16 protein-coding genes, 1 other RNA gene and 5 pseudogenes are annotated in these 17,063 nt (G+C 54.6%); 12 read left to right on the plus strand and 10 right to left on the minus strand.

The genetic code is table 11. From position 1 onward, the window contains the following. Nucleotides 1-88 precede the first annotated feature (88 nt). The 4 genes from ssrA (at nt 89) to BLR20_RS18915 (ending at nt 2,101) form a co-directional block, all read left to right on the plus strand. Nucleotides 89-480, plus strand: a transfer-messenger RNA (tmRNA) gene (ssrA, locus tag BLR20_RS18900). Between the two features lie 262 nt (nt 481-742). Beyond that, entirely contained in the window at nt 743-1,243 is a 501-nt protein-coding gene (locus tag BLR20_RS18905) for an Hcp family type VI secretion system effector (protein WP_003364181.1), read from the plus strand. Nucleotides 1,244-1,272: 29 nt separating this feature from the next. Further along, a complete protein-coding gene (locus BLR20_RS18910) occupies nt 1,273-1,662 on the plus strand; it encodes a polymorphic toxin type 44 domain-containing protein (RefSeq protein ID WP_032615126.1) in 390 nt (129 codons plus the stop codon). Then, complete coding sequence (locus tag BLR20_RS18915; protein WP_032615124.1) at nt 1,640-2,101, plus strand: hypothetical protein; 462 nt, start codon at nt 1,640-1,642, stop codon at nt 2,099-2,101. Before BLR20_RS18910 ends, BLR20_RS18915 begins: the two co-directional genes overlap by 23 nt. A gap of 59 nt (nt 2,102-2,160) precedes the next feature. On the opposite strand, the pseudogene BLR20_RS18925 reads toward BLR20_RS18915, so the two are convergent. Continuing rightward, nucleotides 2,161-3,200, minus strand: a pseudogene (locus tag BLR20_RS18925) (SGNH/GDSL hydrolase family protein). After that, nucleotides 3,197-3,703, minus strand: a pseudogene (locus tag BLR20_RS18930) (HK97 family phage prohead protease); the annotation flags it as partial. The pseudogenes BLR20_RS18925 and BLR20_RS18930, both read right to left, overlap by 4 nt. Before the next feature lie 217 nt (nt 3,704-3,920). Between BLR20_RS18930 and BLR20_RS18935 the strand changes: the two are divergent. After that, on the plus strand, nt 3,921-4,256 hold the full coding sequence (locus tag BLR20_RS18935; protein ID WP_054992755.1) for a hypothetical protein: 336 nt from the start codon (nt 3,921-3,923) through the stop codon (nt 4,254-4,256). A gap of 138 nt (nt 4,257-4,394) precedes the next feature. On the opposite strand, the gene BLR20_RS18940 is transcribed toward BLR20_RS18935, so the two are convergent. The 5 genes from BLR20_RS18940 to BLR20_RS18955 form a co-directional block, all read right to left on the minus strand. After that, nucleotides 4,395-4,688: a hypothetical protein gene (locus BLR20_RS18940; protein WP_054992756.1), complete on the minus strand. Its 294-nt coding sequence runs from the start codon at nt 4,686-4,688 to the stop codon at nt 4,395-4,397. Beyond that, the gene (locus BLR20_RS18945; RefSeq protein ID WP_054992757.1) at nt 4,688-5,059 is read right to left on the minus strand and encodes a DUF3450 domain-containing protein; all 372 of its coding nucleotides are present in this window, start codon (nt 5,057-5,059) and stop codon (nt 4,688-4,690) included. The genes BLR20_RS18940 and BLR20_RS18945 overlap by 1 nt, the downstream gene beginning before the upstream one ends. Nucleotides 5,060-5,297: 238 nt before the next feature. After that, nucleotides 5,298-5,618, minus strand: a complete 321-nt coding sequence (locus tag BLR20_RS27330) for a hypothetical protein (protein ID WP_143010006.1) — start codon at nt 5,616-5,618, stop codon at nt 5,298-5,300. A gap of 89 nt (nt 5,619-5,707) precedes the next feature. Further along, nucleotides 5,708-6,121, minus strand: coding sequence for a hypothetical protein (locus tag BLR20_RS18950; protein WP_074594937.1), 414 nt, complete (start codon nt 6,119-6,121; stop codon nt 5,708-5,710). A gap of 244 nt (nt 6,122-6,365) precedes the next feature. After that, nucleotides 6,366-6,629, minus strand: a complete 264-nt coding sequence (locus tag BLR20_RS18955) for a hypothetical protein (RefSeq protein WP_054992759.1) — start codon at nt 6,627-6,629, stop codon at nt 6,366-6,368. A gap of 280 nt (nt 6,630-6,909) precedes the next feature. On the opposite strand from BLR20_RS18955, the gene BLR20_RS18965 reads away from it, so the two are divergent. From BLR20_RS18965 to BLR20_RS18990, 6 genes and pseudogenes are all read left to right on the plus strand, one after another. After that, nucleotides 6,910-8,112 (plus strand): Arm DNA-binding domain-containing protein, encoded by a 1,203-nt coding sequence (locus tag BLR20_RS18965; RefSeq protein WP_054992760.1) that lies wholly within the window; start codon nt 6,910-6,912, stop codon nt 8,110-8,112. Between the two features lie 21 nt (nt 8,113-8,133). Beyond that, nucleotides 8,134-9,252 (plus strand): RelA/SpoT domain-containing protein, encoded by a 1,119-nt coding sequence (locus BLR20_RS18970; RefSeq protein WP_074594951.1) that lies wholly within the window; start codon nt 8,134-8,136, stop codon nt 9,250-9,252. A gap of 55 nt (nt 9,253-9,307) precedes the next feature. Then, nucleotides 9,308-9,442 (plus strand): annotated as a pseudogene (locus BLR20_RS28505) (site-specific integrase); the annotation flags it as partial. Between the two features lie 112 nt (nt 9,443-9,554). Further along, nucleotides 9,555-10,178, plus strand: coding sequence for a YecA family protein (locus BLR20_RS18980; RefSeq protein WP_082429547.1), 624 nt, complete (start codon nt 9,555-9,557; stop codon nt 10,176-10,178). A 401-nt stretch (nt 10,179-10,579) separates the two neighbouring features. Continuing rightward, nucleotides 10,580-11,044: a GNAT family N-acetyltransferase gene (locus tag BLR20_RS18985; RefSeq protein WP_054992763.1), complete on the plus strand. Its 465-nt coding sequence runs from the start codon at nt 10,580-10,582 to the stop codon at nt 11,042-11,044. A 178-nt stretch (nt 11,045-11,222) separates the two neighbouring features. After that, on the plus strand, nt 11,223-12,308 hold the full coding sequence (locus BLR20_RS18990; protein WP_054992764.1) for a GGDEF domain-containing protein: 1,086 nt from the start codon (nt 11,223-11,225) through the stop codon (nt 12,306-12,308). A gap of 15 nt (nt 12,309-12,323) precedes the next feature. Here BLR20_RS18990 and BLR20_RS18995 read toward each other — a convergent pair whose 3' ends face one another. Beyond that, nucleotides 12,324-12,755 carry a GNAT family N-acetyltransferase gene (locus tag BLR20_RS18995; RefSeq protein ID WP_010427696.1) on the minus strand — a complete coding sequence of 144 codons (432 nt, stop codon included), beginning with the start codon at nt 12,753-12,755 and terminating at the stop codon, nt 12,324-12,326. A 389-nt stretch (nt 12,756-13,144) separates the two neighbouring features. Between BLR20_RS18995 and katG the strand changes: the two genes are divergently transcribed. Then, nucleotides 13,145-15,415 (plus strand): catalase/peroxidase HPI, encoded by a 2,271-nt coding sequence (gene katG, locus BLR20_RS19000; protein WP_054992765.1) that lies wholly within the window; start codon nt 13,145-13,147, stop codon nt 15,413-15,415. Nucleotides 15,416-15,505: 90 nt separating this feature from the next. Here katG and BLR20_RS28510 read toward each other — a convergent pair. After that, nucleotides 15,506-15,793: pseudogene (locus BLR20_RS28510) on the minus strand (methyl-accepting chemotaxis protein); the annotation flags it as partial. Beyond that, nucleotides 15,794-16,804 (minus strand): annotated as a pseudogene (locus BLR20_RS28265) (PAS domain-containing protein); the annotation flags it as partial. Between the last annotated feature and the right edge of the window lie 259 nt (nt 16,805-17,063).

Raw genomic sequence — 17,063 nt, forward strand, 5'->3', positions numbered from 1 at the left:
CTGGCTGGCCTGCTCGATTGCAGCAGACGGGTCGACGTGCCACGCCAATTGGCGTACACTCCGCCCCAGCGATTGCGAAAGCAGTCTCGGGGCCGATTTGGATTCGACGCCGGTGATGAAACTTTAGGTGCATGCCGAGTTGGTAACAGAACTCGTAAATCCACTGTTGCAACTTTCTATAGTTGCCAATGACGAAACCTACGGGGAATACGCTCTCGCCGCGTAAGCGGTGCTAGCCTTCCTTCTGGTAGCTTCGGCTCCAGCAATCATCAGGGGATGCCTGTAAACCCGAAATGATTGTCATATAGAACAGGATCGTCGCCTAGTACGTTGTGGACGAAGCGACTAAAACTTACACAACTCGCCCAAAGCACCCTGCCCGTCGGGTCGCTGAGGGTTAACTTAATAGACACGGCTAAGCATGTAGTACCGACAGCGGAGTACTGGCGGACGGGGGTTCAAATCCCCCCGGCTCCACCAAACAAGCGTTACAAATCAAGCACTTAGCGTTTATCGCAAGTGCTTTTTTTGTGCCTTTTTGGGCCGTATTGGCTCAGTAATGCCAGCTTTATGACAGCCTTGACTGCCCACAAGGGCTGGCGGCGGGCCTGGTTTTCTACTGACAATTTTTTGTCCAGCCTCTCTGCACAATGCGCGTCCTGCCCCACCGACTGAGCGATTCACATCAAAAATGCTTCCATGTATTATCAAAAGCTCAGGATCGTATTAAAAGGAATTGAAAATGTCATTAGAAGCATATCTGCAGATCGAAGGAATTCCCGGCGAGACTCTCTCAGAAGGCTATGAAAACTGGATCGAGCTGCAAGACTTCGACCTTTCGGCTAGTCAGACGGCCTCAGCCACCTCCACGTCAGCCGGCGGCGCAACCTCGGGCAGGGCTTACATGAGCGACATGCTCGTTCGTAAGGCTGTTGATAATGCTACCCCAAAGCTTCATGAGGCTTGCTGCAGTGGTAAGCACTTCAAGCAGGTATCTGTGCATCTTTTCCGTGCAGGCGATCCAAAAGTCAAATACCTGGAGATAAAACTTGAAGAAGTTATTATCAGTTCTTTTTCATTAACGGGCAATGGCGACCAAGACAACAGCTTCCCAAGCGAACTTATCGCTCTGAACTATGGAAGAATTCAACTTATTTACTCCAAGCAAAGTCGAAAAACAGGGCAAAGCGCTGGACAAATTGCTGGCGGCTGGGATGCTATCAGCAACAAGATATTTTCATAACCACCCATTAGATTTCGCAGGGACAGGCGATGAATTACGAAATACCAGCAGTCATTCCTCCCGGAGTCAATGTAGACGTCCACATGAAGCTCGCGAACGATCAGTGGAAAAAAGATCCTAGCACGGGTGCTTTCATGAGTTGGTTTTACTACAAAGTCCGTAACAAGGGCCCGTGGGACTACAAGCAGAAACATCCTGAGTGGGAGGACTTCGGCAATTTTCATTACGGCGCTGTGGGGACAGCCGGCCAATTAACTGAGCAGCTTCTACTGAGAGCCGCTGGGTTCGCACAAGGAGAAGCCAAAACACGAAAGCATAAGTGGGGCCATTGGTTCTGGCTGCCTCCATACGGGGATGACCCCAAAGATCAGAAATGGATAAAAATGGGGATCTTGTATGCAAAATCCAAAGGATACTAACTTTAGATTTACTTACAAGAATTCGTTTTGGATACTTGTAGTCTTTTTAATAGCGAAGGCATTTCTTGGCGATCTTTTTGATTTCGGTAGTGACGCGGATGAAGTAGTGTTGAAGCGGGCGCTTCCTCAGGGTGATTGGCTGTATATTACACGTTACGGCGCCATGGCTACTGACGTGGACACACTACGCTTTTTTATCAGCAAACCGCTTGAAGGCGATGATTCAGAAGTACTGCATAAACTTAATAAGGAAAGCGAATTTCTGATCACGGATAGCTCTTTAGAAAACGTCGCAATCCATGACACACCCAATGGCGTAGGAATTACGGTAAAGGGCGCTGTCTACCGTTACTTTAGCAAGGAGTATGTCAGTGAAGGCGACGACCTTAGAAGCTATAGGATTACGCTAACGCAAGAAGATACCACACCAAGGAACTGATGGATAAAGTACTACCTGAAGAGCTGGTTATATTGATAAGTCGCGCCTGGCCTAGTCCATTAAATCTTTCGCATTCCGAACTGCGCGACCTTGACTATCGAGCTCTGTGGCACCCCAGCGGCCAAGTATAGGCCATGCGCGAAGTGATCACGGTTTCAGTCAGGTCAATCGTGCCGCGCTGCGTTTCCAGCTCCCCAGAAAAGCTGGCCGGCATGGTGAACGGCTTTTGGTACTTGTCCATCGACCGATAGTAAAACGTGGACGAAGCACCGCTGACCGTCTTGGTGATAGTCAACTCAGCCTCCCAAGCCAGGATGCCGCGCGACGAACCCATGATTTCTACCGCCGACACCATTTCGATAACGTCGCCGGCCGCCAGCTTGGTCTGTACCACGTTGGCCGTGGGTTGCATGTAGATGTAGCCGCCCGCCGCCGCCATGTTGCCACGCAGCTCGATGCACTGCGCCTCGCCATAGGCGGCAGGCTCCTTGAACCAGCGCGTGGTGATACCGGTCAGGCCAGAGCCAACGGCCTTGTAGCCGTCCGCCAGTACAGCCCCGACCACAGCGTTCACGCCAGCCGGTAGCGCGCCGCCAGCGCCAGCCAGCAGAGGGTTGGCATTGAGGCAACCGAACGGGCGGATGGCCGAGTAAACGTCGCCAGCGTCCGTGGGCAGCGGAATGCCGGGAAATTCGAAGTTGGCGGTGATGATCGGCACCACCCGCGAACTGATGAACTCGGCACCCAGGAGATTCGGGTGCAGGCCTTCAACGGTCATTGCCTCGGTGAAGCCGTCCCAGATGTTCACGACCGGCACGAACTGGCTGACCTAGCTCAACACCCAGTCTTTGTAGGCGATCGCATCGGCCAGCGCTTGGCCGCGCAGTTTGATGCCATTCTCTTCGAGAATTTGCACCTGCTCGATGATGCGCTCCAGCTCGCCTTTCTGATTGTCGATCTGCTTTTTCAGATCTCCAGCCACAGCGTTGCCTTTTTCCAACTCGCCAGGAACGGCGTCGTACTTCACTTGCAGGCTACCGAAGCCCTCTTTGAGCTGCTTTTCGAGGGATTCGCGAATTTCTTTTACGTCAGCGGTCATGGCTGAACTCCCAATTGGGTATTGAACAGTTGGGAGATTGCTTTCAGCTCATCCACGATCACCGTGTCCGCTGCACCACCATCACGGTGGACGGCGGTATAGCCGAGCGAGGCGACCGCAGCCGCCTCCTTTTGCGAAAGGCCCATGCGTTCACGCAGGGCCTTTTCAAAAAGTCTTATATCCGACTTCACGTCGGTAATGGTCGCCTCGGGATTCATGCCGAACGGTACGATTGAGGCTTCCCAAAGCTCAGCCTCCTTGATGATGCGAATCTGCCGGCCTGCACGCTCTTCGTAACTCGACAGCAGCGTGTTGAAGCCAATGGACATGCTGTCCAGCGTGCCCTCCTTCATCAGCTCGTAGGCATCACGGGCATAGCTGACGGCAAGGTTGATCCTGCCTTTCAGGAACAGGCAGTGGGCGTCCTGGGTGAACTCGGCAGACCCAACCAAGCGAGTCAGGTCGTGAAACAGCGCCAGCTTCAAGCGCCCTCCCGGCGCTGCCTAATCAGTGATCGACCGGGCAAACGTAAGTGCTCCTGCGTGATCAAGGGCGTACTCAAGGAGGATCATCGGGAATGGCTTGTGGTCGGGAATACATAGGAAACCCTTCGATTTTTCGCGTCGTATGACGTGATAATGCGTTTAGCCCTGGCGAATGGCAGGTTTTGATGGAGACACGCCATTGTCACTAACCCTTGGTACACCGAAAGGAATCAATATGATGGCCGTATTCAGTTTTTTGGTAGCCTGCTTTGGCGCTTACATGACCTACCTGAACTCTACGCCTGAAGCTAAAGACCAAGCCAAAAAATTACTTACGCGTCTGCTTGGCTCAGCGGGAAGAGTCATGTTGGGGCTAGTCATCATGTCAGTAGCTATCTTATCGGCCGTATGCATCATCATATTTTGGGTTGGTGAAGGTCCAATAACCCGGCAGGAAGTTGTAATGCTCATCCTGCATTTCATCAATCTGACAGTGTACGGCGCGATGTGCATAGCCATGATAACCGCCGCTTGCGCTAAGCCGCCGCGAGAGGCAGGTGGCGTCTCCTGAGAAAAAAATCAGCCTTCAATGTCATTTTCATCTGGCGCTACAAACAGTGGCTTTGACCAAATCGTGGGACGTTTACTGCGTCTGCCGCTCAAGCACCTCGGTGACCTTGTCGGTGGCGGTACCAGCAGTCTTGGCGGCTTATGTCGCCGTACCCGCTGCGGCCTCTGCCTTCACCGCAGCACCCTCAACCTTCACAGCTGCTTCGGACGCAGACTTGGCCAGCTTGTTCAAGCGCATGTCGCGCTGCACCGTGGCCTCGTCGTAACCCCGGCGCACTTCGGCGACCTGGGCGCTATACCAACTGGCAAGCGACCACTGCGAAGCACCGAAGCCCAGCGCGAACGAGCCAGTTACCAGCAGCGAGGCAATCACCCACACTTCGAGGCGACGCCACCACCGCCGGGCGATGAAGTCTCTTACGCATCTTTCCATCAGTTGATACCTCCAAGCTGTGAACGCAGAAGGGCTATCTCAGCGCTTTGGCTGGTCACCTTGTCAGTGAGCTGGGCAACCTGGCCGGTCAGGCCTTCAATCTTCCCCTCCATACGGCCAACAGCAGCGGCCAGCTCGTTACGTTCTTTGGCGCACTGGTCGGCTCGGGCTTCGGCTTCTTTGCGCGCAATGCGCTCCGAGTCGAGCAGTTCGTTCAGCCTGCGGACGGTGCCGATATCGGCGTTGTCCATGGCGCGGTCGGTCGCATCCTGGGAGAGGAATTTCCTCAACCACAGGAAGCCACCCAGCAGGATTGTGCCCGTACCGTCCAGCCAGGTAGCTGTGCCTGGGCCAAGGTCGGTTGGGTCCATCGTTACCTCTGAATAAAAAAGACCGTAGGGAAACGGTCAAAGGAGCATGGTGCCGAATAAGGCCCTCGCTGAACTTGATGATCAGAGGTTCCGAGGGATTGCGGTAACTGGTACATCCAGGAAAGCTTCCACTTGGGTAGCGGCTTTCCTTGGCGACACAAAAAAGCCCGGCGTAAGCCAGGCGTCTAGTTAATTGTTATAGGAGTTTTCCCGCAAAAAGGGGTTCTAGGAGCACTCTCTACTTTTTGAGAGATTCATCCAGCTCTTCAGACATTCGAGTGGGGCGAGGCTGCAACACTTTATTAATTTGCTGCTTCCGAAGTGAATCAATGTAGGGCTGAAGACGTGACACTGATTGGTTGTATGTCCGTCGCGATTCTTTCTCTTTCCCAAGCAAATAGTGCTCCAGTTCCTCAAGCTCCATGCTTGCGGCAATAGAAATGGCATCAGGCTTGGACTTGCCAGAACGACCTGTCGCATAACCATTTCTAAGAATCGGCCATATCTTTTTTTCACCTACAGCATCAGGCGCAGGATCAAGGATTGAATAATTTGGCATCGAGGCTCCACCTTATGAGAATTTACGAAGAATCTTACCATATGAACAAAAAACCCAGCGGTAAGGCTGGGCTTGGGGTGATCTATATGTCAGTCGTTGCCTTCTTCCTTGGCTTCATTCAGAACGAACCACGCGCCGGTCAAGTTTGAAACGAAAAGCTCAACCCCAGCGTCTTTTTGATTGGTGGAATCAAGGTGTTCGTTAACAGCATCCTTGGCTTTATCGCAGACCGTCTCACAGGACAGGTACTCCGTCTTCGCAATATAGCTGTACATTGCGGTTGGAAGATCCTTCAGCGTCCCATTACGATCTCGAATGGCTCTGTGGAATCCGTGTTTTTCCATGATTTCGTGAAGGTCGTCATATGAAGCAGCATTAGAAAGCTGAACCCTTATGGCGAAACTCGGATATTTATCCGATGGCTCAGTAGTGTGCGGGTACACCCTTTCCTCTTCAGCAGCATTAGCAAACTTCAAAATAAGCTCACCGAGATCAGTTCTCATATTAACCATCATCCCTGTCAAAAAGTTAATCCGGAGCAGCTGCCGGTATACCCCACAAATAAGAAAAAGCCCGACTCAGTGGCCGGGCTTTTCTTTCGATCTCGTTAACGCGCAGAGATAATATGATTGGTGGCAATCTCAACCATTTGCCCATGATTGTCAAGCGCCATCACCCAGCAGCTGTTCGCGGTCCAAAATCTCCGTTACATGGACCACTGCTCCCTCTTGCATCGCCTCCAGGCACTTATGAATACCGAGCCTCCATCGGATTGGAGCCCAGCAGCGCCAACCGGGTTGCCTGACGGAAAGCTACGGCCAGCACGCCGTACACCGAGCGCACGAAAGACAACTCGTACCGCTCCTGCAGCGGCCACATCAGCAACCTGTCCAACGCAGGGCTGGTCAGGGCTTCAAGCTCCACATCTTGGAGCCGAGGCACCAGATGGCGGCGTAGCGCGGACTGGGCGCTGGCCTTGCGCTTGGATGACAAGCCACGGTCGCGTCCCATGGCCAACTCCTGCGGGATCGCACTCAAGCTGCGCACGGTCGCTGAATCAGGGGCGCGCGATGATGAAGGCTGACGCGTCAGTTTCACCCGCAGTTCCAAACCTGACGCGACAGGAGTAGCAACCAATGCGCTACATGACCATCAGGAAATTCGCCAGCGAGTCTGGCTACAGCGAGGACGCTATCCGCTCGAAAATCCGTGATGGAATTTGGCGGCTTGGCAAAATCTGGTACAGGGCTCCGGATGGCCGGACGCTCATCGACATGGAAGGGTACGAGTCATGGGTAGAGACGGGCGGGGAGTTCGGGCGGTCTCCGATACGAGCATCGAAATCACGTTCATGTATCGGGGCGTCCGGTGCCGCGAGCGCATCACGCTCAAGCCCTCCCCCACTAATCTGAAGAAGGCCGAGCAACATAAGGCAGCGATCGAGCATGCAATATCGATCGGTGCATTCGACTACTCGGTAACGTTTCCCGGCTCGCCCAGGGCCACGAAGTTTGCGCCAGAGGCGAACCGAGAAACAGTGGCAGGATTCCTGACTCGCTGGCTGGACGGAAAGAAGCGGCACGTATCAAGCAGCACGTTCGACGGCTATCGCAAGCTCGTGGAGCTGCGCCTGGTGCCGGCCTTGGGCGAGCGAATGGTGGTCGAGCTGAAACGAAAGGATGTACGCGACTGGCTGAGCACCTTGGAAGTCAGCAACAAAACGCTGAGCAACATCCAGAGCTGCCTCAGATCGGCGCTTAACGACGCCGCCGAAGAAGAGCTGATCGATGTGAATCCGCTGGCCGGGTGGACGTATTCGCGGAAAGAAGCGCCAGCCAAGGACGACGACGTAGATCCGTTCAGTCCGGAAGAGCAGCAGGCGGTGCTGGCGACGATCAATGGCCAGGCACGCAACATGATGCAGTTCGCCCTGTGGACTGGCTTGCGCACGAGCGAACTGGTTGCGCTGGACTGGGGGGATATCGACTGGCTTCGCGAGGAAGTGATGGTCAGCCGGGGAATGACGCAAGCTGCAAAGGGTAAGGCCGAGGCTACGAAGACTGCGGCCGGGCGCAGGGCCGTGAAGTTGCTGAGGCCTGCGATGGAGGCTTTGAAAGCACAGAAGGCCCACACATTTCTGGCTGACGCGGAGGTGTTCCAGAATCCTCGCACACTTGAACGCTGGACCGGCGACGGGCCGATCCGTAAAACGATGTGGGTGCCAGCAATGAAGAAAGCAGGAGTTCGATACCGTCGTCCTTACCAGACCCGGCATACCTATGCATCAATGATGCTTTCTGCAGGGGAGCATCCCATGTGGGTTGCGAAGCAAATGGGACACACTGACTGGACGATGATTGCACGTGTATATGGGCGGTGGATGCCAAACGATACTGACCTACTGGGATCTAAAGCTGAAAAAATGTGGGCAGCAATAGCCAATTCAAAAGAATTGCCAGAAACGAGGCACGATGCCATCATGGGGAAACAATAGATGCTCCCACGGAAGGCGAAAATGGCTTGGGTAACACCTCAGTATAGTAAGAAAAAGGTAATGCGGGCAGGGTCGACTCTCTTTGATGAAGACGCCACATTCGAAGAGTTTGATGAGGCCTTGATCGTCTTAAACAACTGGCGCTCGAGCCACAGTTACCCTGTGAACACCTTCCAGGCAAGCCTACGTAACAAACTTAAGTCCTTGGATATAAAAGGAGTTGTGGCGCAGAGACTAAAACGTATCCCTTCGATCGTGGCGAAATTGGAACGCTTTCCAGGGATGAGTTTAGCGCGAATGCAAGACATTGGAGGTTTACGCGCAGTTGTGCCCTCACTAAAGTCAATCTACAGATTAAGAGAATCATATCTTCAGAGCAAATGGGATCATGTATTAGTATCCGAATATGACTATATAAAAAATCCAAAGGACTCTGGATATCGGGGGATTCACTTAGTCTACAAGTACAACAACAGGAAGGGTGAGGCCAAACACTATGAAGGCCTACAACTTGAAATTCAAATACGTAACGAAGTGCAACACGCATGGGCGACTGCGGTAGAAACTGCAGGAGTATTCCTAAATCAAGCTCTGAAGTCCAGCATGGGGAACGTCCGCTGGCTAGAGTTCTTTGAGTACGCTTCATCCAGCTTTGCACTTATGGAAGACTGTGAAGTGCTGACTGCTCACCGTCACCTATCGAAATATGAAATCTTGAAAAATACGATGGCCATAGCAAGTGAGCTAGAAGTTATTGATAAGCTTACTGTCTATAACTCCATCGTCGAGGAGCTGCATCATACTCAAGATGAAAAAACACATTACTACCTCCTAGAACTTAATACCCAAGACAGAAATGTAAGTGTAAGCGGTTATTCGAGAGAGGAGCTACCGAAAGCGACCAGTGATTACCTAGACCGAGAAAAGGCAGCGAAGGGTAACGAGAGTGTGCAGATTGTGCTGGTAGCGGCCCAGTCCGTTTCAGCTCTGAAGAAGGCCTATCCTAACTACTTCCTCGACACCGGTCGCTTCGTTACTCGACTAAGGAGGATCGGAATCATCGTCGCCCGAGGAGTCTATCCTCCAGCCCCACCGGTACCGAACCCGAAGCGGCAAGTTGCTTCAAGAGCTGTAAAATGACAGCTTTATGGCAGCCTTGAGCCTGAAAGCCTTGCTGCCAAGGGGCTGGATGCGGGTTCGGTACCGCAGTCCGCATCAGACTCGCAGTACCTATGCCTCGATGGTGCTCTCTGCTGGCGAGCATCCGATGTGGGTGGCAAATCAAATGGGGCACAGCAACTGGACGATGATCGCGAGGGCGTGCGGGCGTGCGGGCGATGGACGCAGTCCGCAGCTATAATCGCAGTGGAAAGAGCCGTTCAGATGTAGACACCCGATGGTAAGGACGACAATATCGAAAAAAATCTATAATAGGTGTAGTGATGAATACAGTAGCGCCCGTTGGGCTTCCAGAACGAATTCGAGATTTCTGCAAAAGAATATCATCAGATCAGCCAGTATTACTGAGCGTTGAACCTGAGTCGTTCAGCCGGATATCTGAGTGCTTCGACAATGTCGCATCAAAGATCGAAAAGGAAGGCGGCGAAGTTGTCCATGGGTGGCTGATATGGGATTGGCCGGGAGTATTTACTGAGGCCGAGTTTCACGCAGTATGGAAATCGCCCGAAGGCGTTGTCAGAGATGTAACTCCAACATATGACGGTGAAAAACAGGTCGTCTTCTTACCTGATGCTTCACGCACTTATCAAGGTCGTCGAGTTGATAGCATCCGAGTGGCGGCCAATGAGAATAAAATAATTGGAGACTTCATCAGCTTGTGCGAAGCAAATTACGTACGCTTCGGACAAGTTCGAGATGGTGCACAGTTCGAAGGACATGAAGCGAATCTTTATAAAAGTTTCGTTCAGGCCAAAGAATTCATACTCGGGGCCATCAGGAACGGCGCCAACCGAAACGCCCAGTGTGCGTGCGGCAGCGGTGAACGTTACAAACGTTGTCACGAACCTAAGCTCCACCATCTGACGATCGCTTTAATTGGAAAATGACAGCAAAATGGCAGCCTCGACGCTCAAGGCCTTGTAGAGTCAGGCTTGGATGCGGGTTCAAATCCCTCCAGCCACATTTACATCTAAGACGCCCAAAGGCGTCTTTTTTTGACCCGAAATTCAGTGAGTACTAGCCCCAAGCAGAACCACTGCCCTCCAAGCCCCCCAGACAGCACGCCCAGCTTTTTAGCCTCCCATTGACACCTAACCCAATCCCCCAGACTATAAACCAATGACCAACCCCCACCGACCAAACATCATGCACACCTCAATGACCGCCTCGTGCGGGCCATAGGGGCATGCGCGCGTAGCTACCAAGTGTATTGACTCAAGCCCCGCCAGGAATGGACGGGGCTTTTTTATTCTCCGTTCACGATGGCCCCCATTACAGGAGGGTAAAAATGCTACAGATCCGTCGAGCCAAACGATGCGATGCCGAGGCGGCGTTCGATATTCGCTTTCAGGCAATTCAGAACCAATGCAGCTCCGTTTATACAAACGACCAAGTGGTGGCCTGGACCTGCGTTCCGCTCACGGATAAATACAGATCCTGGGTGGAAAACGATTATTACCTGGCCTGCGTCGATGGAGTTCCCGTGGCAACAGGGGTGATCAATATCGAGAGCGGGGAACTGGAGGCAATCTTCGTATTGCCCTCGTTCATGGGCCAGGGAATAGGTAAAAGGATGGTTGCTCATCTTGAGCGTCTGGCACGAGAGGCAGGACTCACCAAAATCCATCTCGAAGCCACATTGAACGCGCAGAGGTTCTATCAACGTTGTGGCTTCACCGGAAGCGCCCATGCTCTCTACATCTCCCCCTCAGGGCTACGTTTGGCATGCGTACCCATGCACAAGCAACTGTAGATCGGACCAGCGCTGCCCTGCCCTTCACCCAGCCAGGCCTGCACACCCCACCCCCAGCAAGACCGACGGCCATCCCCCCCATCTGGCAATGAAGTATAGTGGCCATATATCATCACCTGCTCGATCAAGGCGTGTGCCGTCGACAACGGTTCGGCTGGCATAAGTACGGAAGCTGCACATGCCGCAAAGAAGAAACCTGAAAAACTCTATTTTCGTGCCCTTGAAGCTGTCTCAATTGATCGGTCTTTTCAGTTGGGTTATCAGCTGGTGCCTGAATCCGTCCATTGATCGATCACTGGATATATTCATCTGCTGCGCGCTGGCGGGGGCGGCGCTGTCGATCATTGTCACGTCCAATAGCAGGAGCATGCTGGCGTGGCGTCTGTTCGGCATCATTTACATGGCATCGCTGACCTTTCTGTTCAAGGAACAGGTCGAACGCATGGGCGTGGAAGCGTCGATGTGGGGGCTGGTTGTCACCTCCCTGCTCATCACGGGAATGAGTGTATTCTTCGTCAAGTTTATTGATTACATCGCCGCGGCGGCCCTGATCTGGCTGATCATGTGGGAAATGGACCTGACGGCCGTTGGCGTCAACCATGCACCTTTGTTTTATGTGTTCCTGATCAGCTCGACCTTGCTGGGCGGCTGCCTCAATGCAACCTTCCTGAGCCTGGTCATGCAGACCATGACAGCCAGGGACCGTTATCAGGAACTGTCCGAAACCGATACCTTGACGCATGCGCCCAATCGCCGCGCACTGGTTGCCAGTCTGAATACTGCGCTGGCGTGCGCTGAAAAATCGTCGTTGTGGTTTGCCATGCTTGATCTGGATCACTTTAAAAGTATCAACGACACCCATGGTCACGACGTGGGCGACAATGTCCTTGTTGGGTTTGCGACACTCCTAAAAGGCACAAAGGGGCTGATCGCCTTTGGGCGTTTGGGTGGGGAAGAGTTTGGCGTGATCTTATCGGCGGCGAACGCCACAGACGCTGTACACGCACTGGAAGAGTTGTTGATGCTCGCGCAAAAGGATGAAGCGGCTCAAGTCCCCTATTCATTCAGTGCCGGCGTTGCGAGTTTGTCGCGGGTTGAAACTGTCAACGATCTGTTGAAAGAGGCCGATGAGAACCTGTATCACGCCAAGCGCAATGGCAGAAAATGCATCGCCTTTGAAGGCCGGATAGTTTCATCGAGCGCTGCCAGCACAATGACGCAGAATCAAGCGGCGCAATCAGTTGACGCGCCTACGCATGCGTAGCGCACCTCTCGCCCTTCAAACATTCCCGTCCCGCCGCACCTTCGAATACCGATCGATATCCTCCCGCAGCGTCCAACCCTGCCCCTGCCAATAACGCCCGGCCGCTCCATTGCTCTTCATTACGTCCAGATGACACTTGTATATACCCAGCGCGTCTAGGCACTCGAGGCAGCGTTCGACCAACTTATGGGCAATACCGCGCCGGCGATACTCGGGCAGCACAATCAAATGCTGCAGATAACCGCGGCGTCCGTCATGCCCGCACATCACACAGCCGCACAAGGCGCCGTCCGCCTCGGCGACAAAGCTCATGCCGGGGTTGCGTTCGAGATAGCGTGCGGTGGCTTCGCGTGAATCGGCGTCGCGCAGGGAAATGCCCGGTGTGCTGCGCATCAGTTCGATGACCGCGTCGTAGTCGTCCAGGGTCATGCTGCGAATCGTGATCATTGGTTGAGCGGTCTGAAGTCTCATGGGCTGCACAGGTTAGCAGAGCCGCTTGATGCCTTGATGACAGCGCTGCCAGAGTCTGCCTATCGCCCCGTAATGTTCTTTCTATTAGAAATCTTCGCGAAGAAGGCTAATCTGCTTAAGCACCGGCGAAAGTCGTGCGGTTTCACCCTGATAAGGAGATAAGAATGAGCTCAAGTTTGCGACGCACGTTGTGGGCTCGGCTCGCAGCAATCTGATGATCGCTGTGCTGCGTATCTGTAGAGCTGGCCTGATCGTTGACCGAACGGCCGGCATGAACCCAGTGCTGTTGAGTTCCGTCATCACTGTCTGAGGTCCCAAGAGTGGGCTGGATGGCCGGATGCAAATGACAAAAAGGTGTATCAAGCATGTCAACTGAATCGAAATGCCCCTTCAACCACGCTGCTGGCGGCGGCACCACCAACCGTGACTGGTGGCCCAAGCAGCTGAATCTGAAGATCCTGCATCAGCATTCCTCGCTCTCCGACCCGATGGGCGAGAGTTTCGACTATGCCAAGGAATTCAAGAGCCTTGACATCGAAGCGGTCAAACAGGACCTGCGCAACGTCATGACCCAGTCTCAGGACTGGTGGCCGGCAGACTTCGGCCACTATGGCCCGCTGTTCATTCGTATGGCCTGGCACAGCGCCGGTACCTACCGCACAGGCGACGGTCGTGGCGGTGCAGGTGCCGGTCAGCAACGTTTTGCGCCGCTCAACAGTTGGCCTGACAACGTCAGCCTGGACAAGGCGCGCCGCCTGATCTGGCCGATCAAGCAGAAGTACGGCCGCAAGATCTCCTGGGCTGACCTGATCGTGCTGACCGGTAACGTCGCGCTGGAGTCCATGGGCTTCAAGACCTTTGGTTTCTCCGGTGGTCGCGCGGATGTCTGGGAACCGGAAGAAGACGTGTACTGGGGTTCCGAGACCACCTGGCTGGGCGGTGAAGAACGCTACGGCGTGCAGAAGAAAATGCAGCAACCGGGCGACGGCACGCTGGTGGCCGAGCCGGAGAATCACGCCAACGAAGAAAGCCGCACGGCGAACGGCGAACGCAATCTGGAAAACCCGCTTGCCGCCGTGCAGATGGGCTTGATCTACGTGAACCCAGAAGGCCCTGAAGGTGTGCCGGATCCGGTTGCTTCGGCAAGGGATATCCGTGAAACCTTCGGTCGCATGGCGATGAATGACGAAGAGACCGTGGCGCTGATCGCCGGTGGTCACGCCTTCGGCAAGACTCACGGTGCCGGCCCTGCCGACAACGTTGGTCCGGAGCCTGAAGCAGCTGGCCTTGAAGAACAGGGTCTTGGCTGGAGAAACAAATTCGGCAGCGGCAAGGGTGGCGACACCATTACCAGCGGCCTGGAAGTGACCTGGACTTCGACGCCGACCAAATGGAGCAACGAGTACCTCGAAAACCTCTTTGGCTTCGAATGGGAACTGACCAAGAGCCCGGCAGGCGCGCATCAGTGGACGCCGAAGGACGGCGCTGGCGCCGGCAAGATCCCGGATGCTCACGATCCATCCAAACGTCACGCACCGAGCATGCTGACCTCTGACCTGGCACTGCGCTTCGATCCGGCTTACGAGCAGATCTCGCGTCGCTTCCTCAACAACCCCGAGCAACTGGCCGACGCGTTCGCCCGTGCCTGGTTCAAGCTGACTCACCGGGACATGGGCCCGCTTGCCCGCTACCTCGGCCCCGAAACACCGACCGAAGAGCTGCTGTGGCAAGACCCGATTCCAAGCGTCGATCATGCGTTGGTGGATGATCAGGATGTGGCCGCGCTCAAGGCCAAGATTCTCGCTTCGGGCCTTTCGGTCTCGCAGCTGGTGTCGACGGCCTGGGCCGCAGCTTCTACCTTCCGTGGCTCGGACAAGCGCGGTGGTGCCAACGGCGGCCGTCTGCGTCTGGCTCCGCAGAAGGATTGGGCGGTCAATCAGCCTGCGCAGTTGGCGGGCGTGCTGAAGACCCTCGAGGGCATTCAGAGCGAATTCAACGCAGCTCAGTCGAATGGCAAGAAGGTTTCAATCGCCGATCTGATCGTCCTGGCCGGTAACGCAGGTGTCGAGCAGGCGGCGAAAAATGCAGGCCAGCACGTCACCGTCCCGTTCGCACCGGGCCGCGCCGATGCGTCTCAAGAGCAGACCGATGTTGAGTCGTTCAGCTTCCTCGAGCCGATCGCCGATGGTTTCCGCAACTATCAGAAGGGGCATTACAAGGTCTCGGCAGAATCGTTGCTGGTCGACAAGGCGCAACTGCTGACCCTGACTGCACCGGAGATGACTGTACTACTGGGCGGCCTGCGGGTCTTGAACATCAACGTCGGACAGAGCAAGCATGGCGTCTTTACTGATCAGCCGGGCACTCTGACCAACGACTTCTTCAAGAACCTGCTGGACATGGGCGTGGAGTGGAAAGCGACTGCGGGAGGCACTGATACATTCGAGGCCCGTGACCGCAAGACGGGCGCAGTGAAATGGACTGGCACCCGTGTCGACCTGGTCTTCGGCTCGCATGCTCAACTGCGTGCGATTGCCGAGGTGTATGGCAGCTCGGATGCACACGAGAAGTTCGTCAAAGATTTCGTGGCAGTCTGGACCAAGGTGATGAACCTGGACCGCTTCGACCTGGCTTGATGTGTTTGATGTGCTGAGTTGAAAAAACGCCTCCCTTGCGGAGGCGTTTTTTTTGCTGCTATCAATAAGCGAAGGCCGGTTTTATCAACGGCTCATCATGCTTGCAGCCTGCTCCGTTGCTTCGGTCGTTCTGGTCGCCAGCTTGCGAACTTCATCCGCCACCACCGCGAAGCCGCGCCCTGCCTCACCGGCGCGTGCAGCTTCGATTGCCGCATTGAGCGCCAGAAGGTTGGTCTGGCTGGCAATGCTCTGGATAGTGCCGACTATCTGGGTCAGTTGAGCAATGTTCTCTTCCAGGTTTTTCTGATGCTGTGCTTCGGTGTCGCGAAGAGCATCCTGCTCATGTTTCAAATGCACATCCACCAGCGCACCGACCACCCTCAGCGGAACACCCTCAGGATTGCGACGAGTCTGACCGCGCGCACGGAACCAGCGGTACTCCCCGGTTTTCATCTTCAGGCGGTATTCGATATCGAACGGAGTCTTGCCGGTCCGGTCATTCAAATGCGCACCGAACGCTGTCAGGCTTCGTTCCTTGTCTTCAGGGTGCAGCCGTGACGCCCAGCTATCCAGTACATCGGGAAACTCTTCCACCGTTTCAAAACCCAGCAGACGCCTGAACTGTGGAGACCACCAGAAAGGATTGCGCGCATTGACCGGGTCGCCGGCAATGACCTCCATGTCCCAAAGACCGTCGGAGAGCATCTCCCGGGCCAGTTCGAATCGGGTAATGATCACATCGTGTTCAAGGTCACGCTCAAGCTCATCATGAATATCCCGAAGAGAGCCCGCGACACGCAGCGGCGTTCCGCGTGCGTCTCTTAACGTTTCGCCCTGGGCATAGAACCAGCGATAAGTGCCGTCCTTCATCGCCAGACGATTCTTGATCCGATATGGCGTGTTGCCGGAACGGTCATTCAGGTGTTTGGCAAATGCGTCCAGCGAGGCTTGTTTATCCTGAGGATGAAGCCGGTCTGCCCAGCTCGCCAATACGTTGGGAAAATCGCGCTCGTCGTTGAAACCGAGCAATGTGCGAAATTGCTGCGACCACCAGAATCTGTTGTTCGGGTTGACCGGATCGCCCGCGACGACCTCCATATCCCAGAGGCCCTCGCTCGACGCCCGGTTGACCAGATCAAAGCGGGTTTCATAGGCGGCGGCCGAGGCAGAGGCTTCACCCAGCAGGTGGCGTGCGGTTTCCAGCTCTTGCTCAAGAGCGGCAATACGTTGCTCGTCAAGACGACGCTGCGTGCTCAAGGAGCTCCAGCACTCAAGTACCGCGTTTTTTTCGGCACATCCCCTTACCGAGGGCTCAGTGCCGCTCTTGAGCGATGAGATAAGTTGCTGAAGGGCCTTTTTGTCACGACGGGGGCTGAACAGGTGAAACATGCTGTGGGCTCTCAAAATAGGACAAGTTGGCCGAGTCCCTGGCGCGTCCCGTCTTTATCGACATCACACTTGTTTTCTGTAACGCCAGATTGCGCTCAGATAATGGTCACTCGTTGCAGAATCAACTTCACGGCCTGCTGATCGGTTTGCGCCCCTTCAATCAATTCAGCAACCCAACCGCAACCTGACTTATCCAGATGAACCCGCCGCTCACCGGGACATTGCAACTACTGTCGTGACAATGCTCCGCGTTGGCATG

It is taken from the genome of Pseudomonas congelans, assembly GCF_900103225.1.
GTDB lineage: Bacteria > Pseudomonadota > Gammaproteobacteria > Pseudomonadales > Pseudomonadaceae > Aquipseudomonas > Aquipseudomonas congelans.

Bases quoted from the DNA above. Each gene is read 5' to 3' on its own strand.
- BLR20_RS18905 (WP_003364181.1), top strand. From the start codon at position 743: ATGTCATTAGAAGCATATCTGCAGATCGAAGGAATTCCCGGCGAGACT.
- BLR20_RS18910 (WP_032615126.1), top strand. From the start codon at position 1,273: ATGAATTACGAAATACCAGCAGTCATTCCTCCCGGAGTCAATGTAGAC.
- BLR20_RS18915 (WP_032615124.1), top strand. From the start codon at position 1,640: ATGCAAAATCCAAAGGATACTAACTTTAGATTTACTTACAAGAATTCG.
- BLR20_RS18935 (WP_054992755.1), top strand. From the start codon at position 3,921: ATGATGGCCGTATTCAGTTTTTTGGTAGCCTGCTTTGGCGCTTACATG.
- BLR20_RS18940 (WP_054992756.1), bottom strand. From the start codon at position 4,688: ATGGAAAGATGCGTAAGAGACTTCATCGCCCGGCGGTGGTGGCGTCGC.
- BLR20_RS18945 (WP_054992757.1), bottom strand. From the start codon at position 5,059: ATGGACCCAACCGACCTTGGCCCAGGCACAGCTACCTGGCTGGACGGT.
- BLR20_RS27330 (WP_143010006.1), bottom strand. From the start codon at position 5,618: ATGCCAAATTATTCAATCCTTGATCCTGCGCCTGATGCTGTAGGTGAA.
- BLR20_RS18950 (WP_074594937.1), bottom strand. From the start codon at position 6,121: ATGAGAACTGATCTCGGTGAGCTTATTTTGAAGTTTGCTAATGCTGCT.
- BLR20_RS18955 (WP_054992759.1), bottom strand. From the start codon at position 6,629: ATGGGACGCGACCGTGGCTTGTCATCCAAGCGCAAGGCCAGCGCCCAG.
- BLR20_RS18965 (WP_054992760.1), top strand. From the start codon at position 6,910: ATGGGTAGAGACGGGCGGGGAGTTCGGGCGGTCTCCGATACGAGCATC.
- BLR20_RS18970 (WP_074594951.1), top strand. From the start codon at position 8,134: ATGGCTTGGGTAACACCTCAGTATAGTAAGAAAAAGGTAATGCGGGCA.
- BLR20_RS18980 (WP_082429547.1), top strand. From the start codon at position 9,555: ATGAATACAGTAGCGCCCGTTGGGCTTCCAGAACGAATTCGAGATTTC.
- BLR20_RS18985 (WP_054992763.1), top strand. From the start codon at position 10,580: ATGCTACAGATCCGTCGAGCCAAACGATGCGATGCCGAGGCGGCGTTC.
- BLR20_RS18990 (WP_054992764.1), top strand. From the start codon at position 11,223: ATGCCGCAAAGAAGAAACCTGAAAAACTCTATTTTCGTGCCCTTGAAG.
- BLR20_RS18995 (WP_010427696.1), bottom strand. From the start codon at position 12,755: ATGATCACGATTCGCAGCATGACCCTGGACGACTACGACGCGGTCATC.
- katG (WP_054992765.1), top strand. From the start codon at position 13,145: ATGTCAACTGAATCGAAATGCCCCTTCAACCACGCTGCTGGCGGCGGC.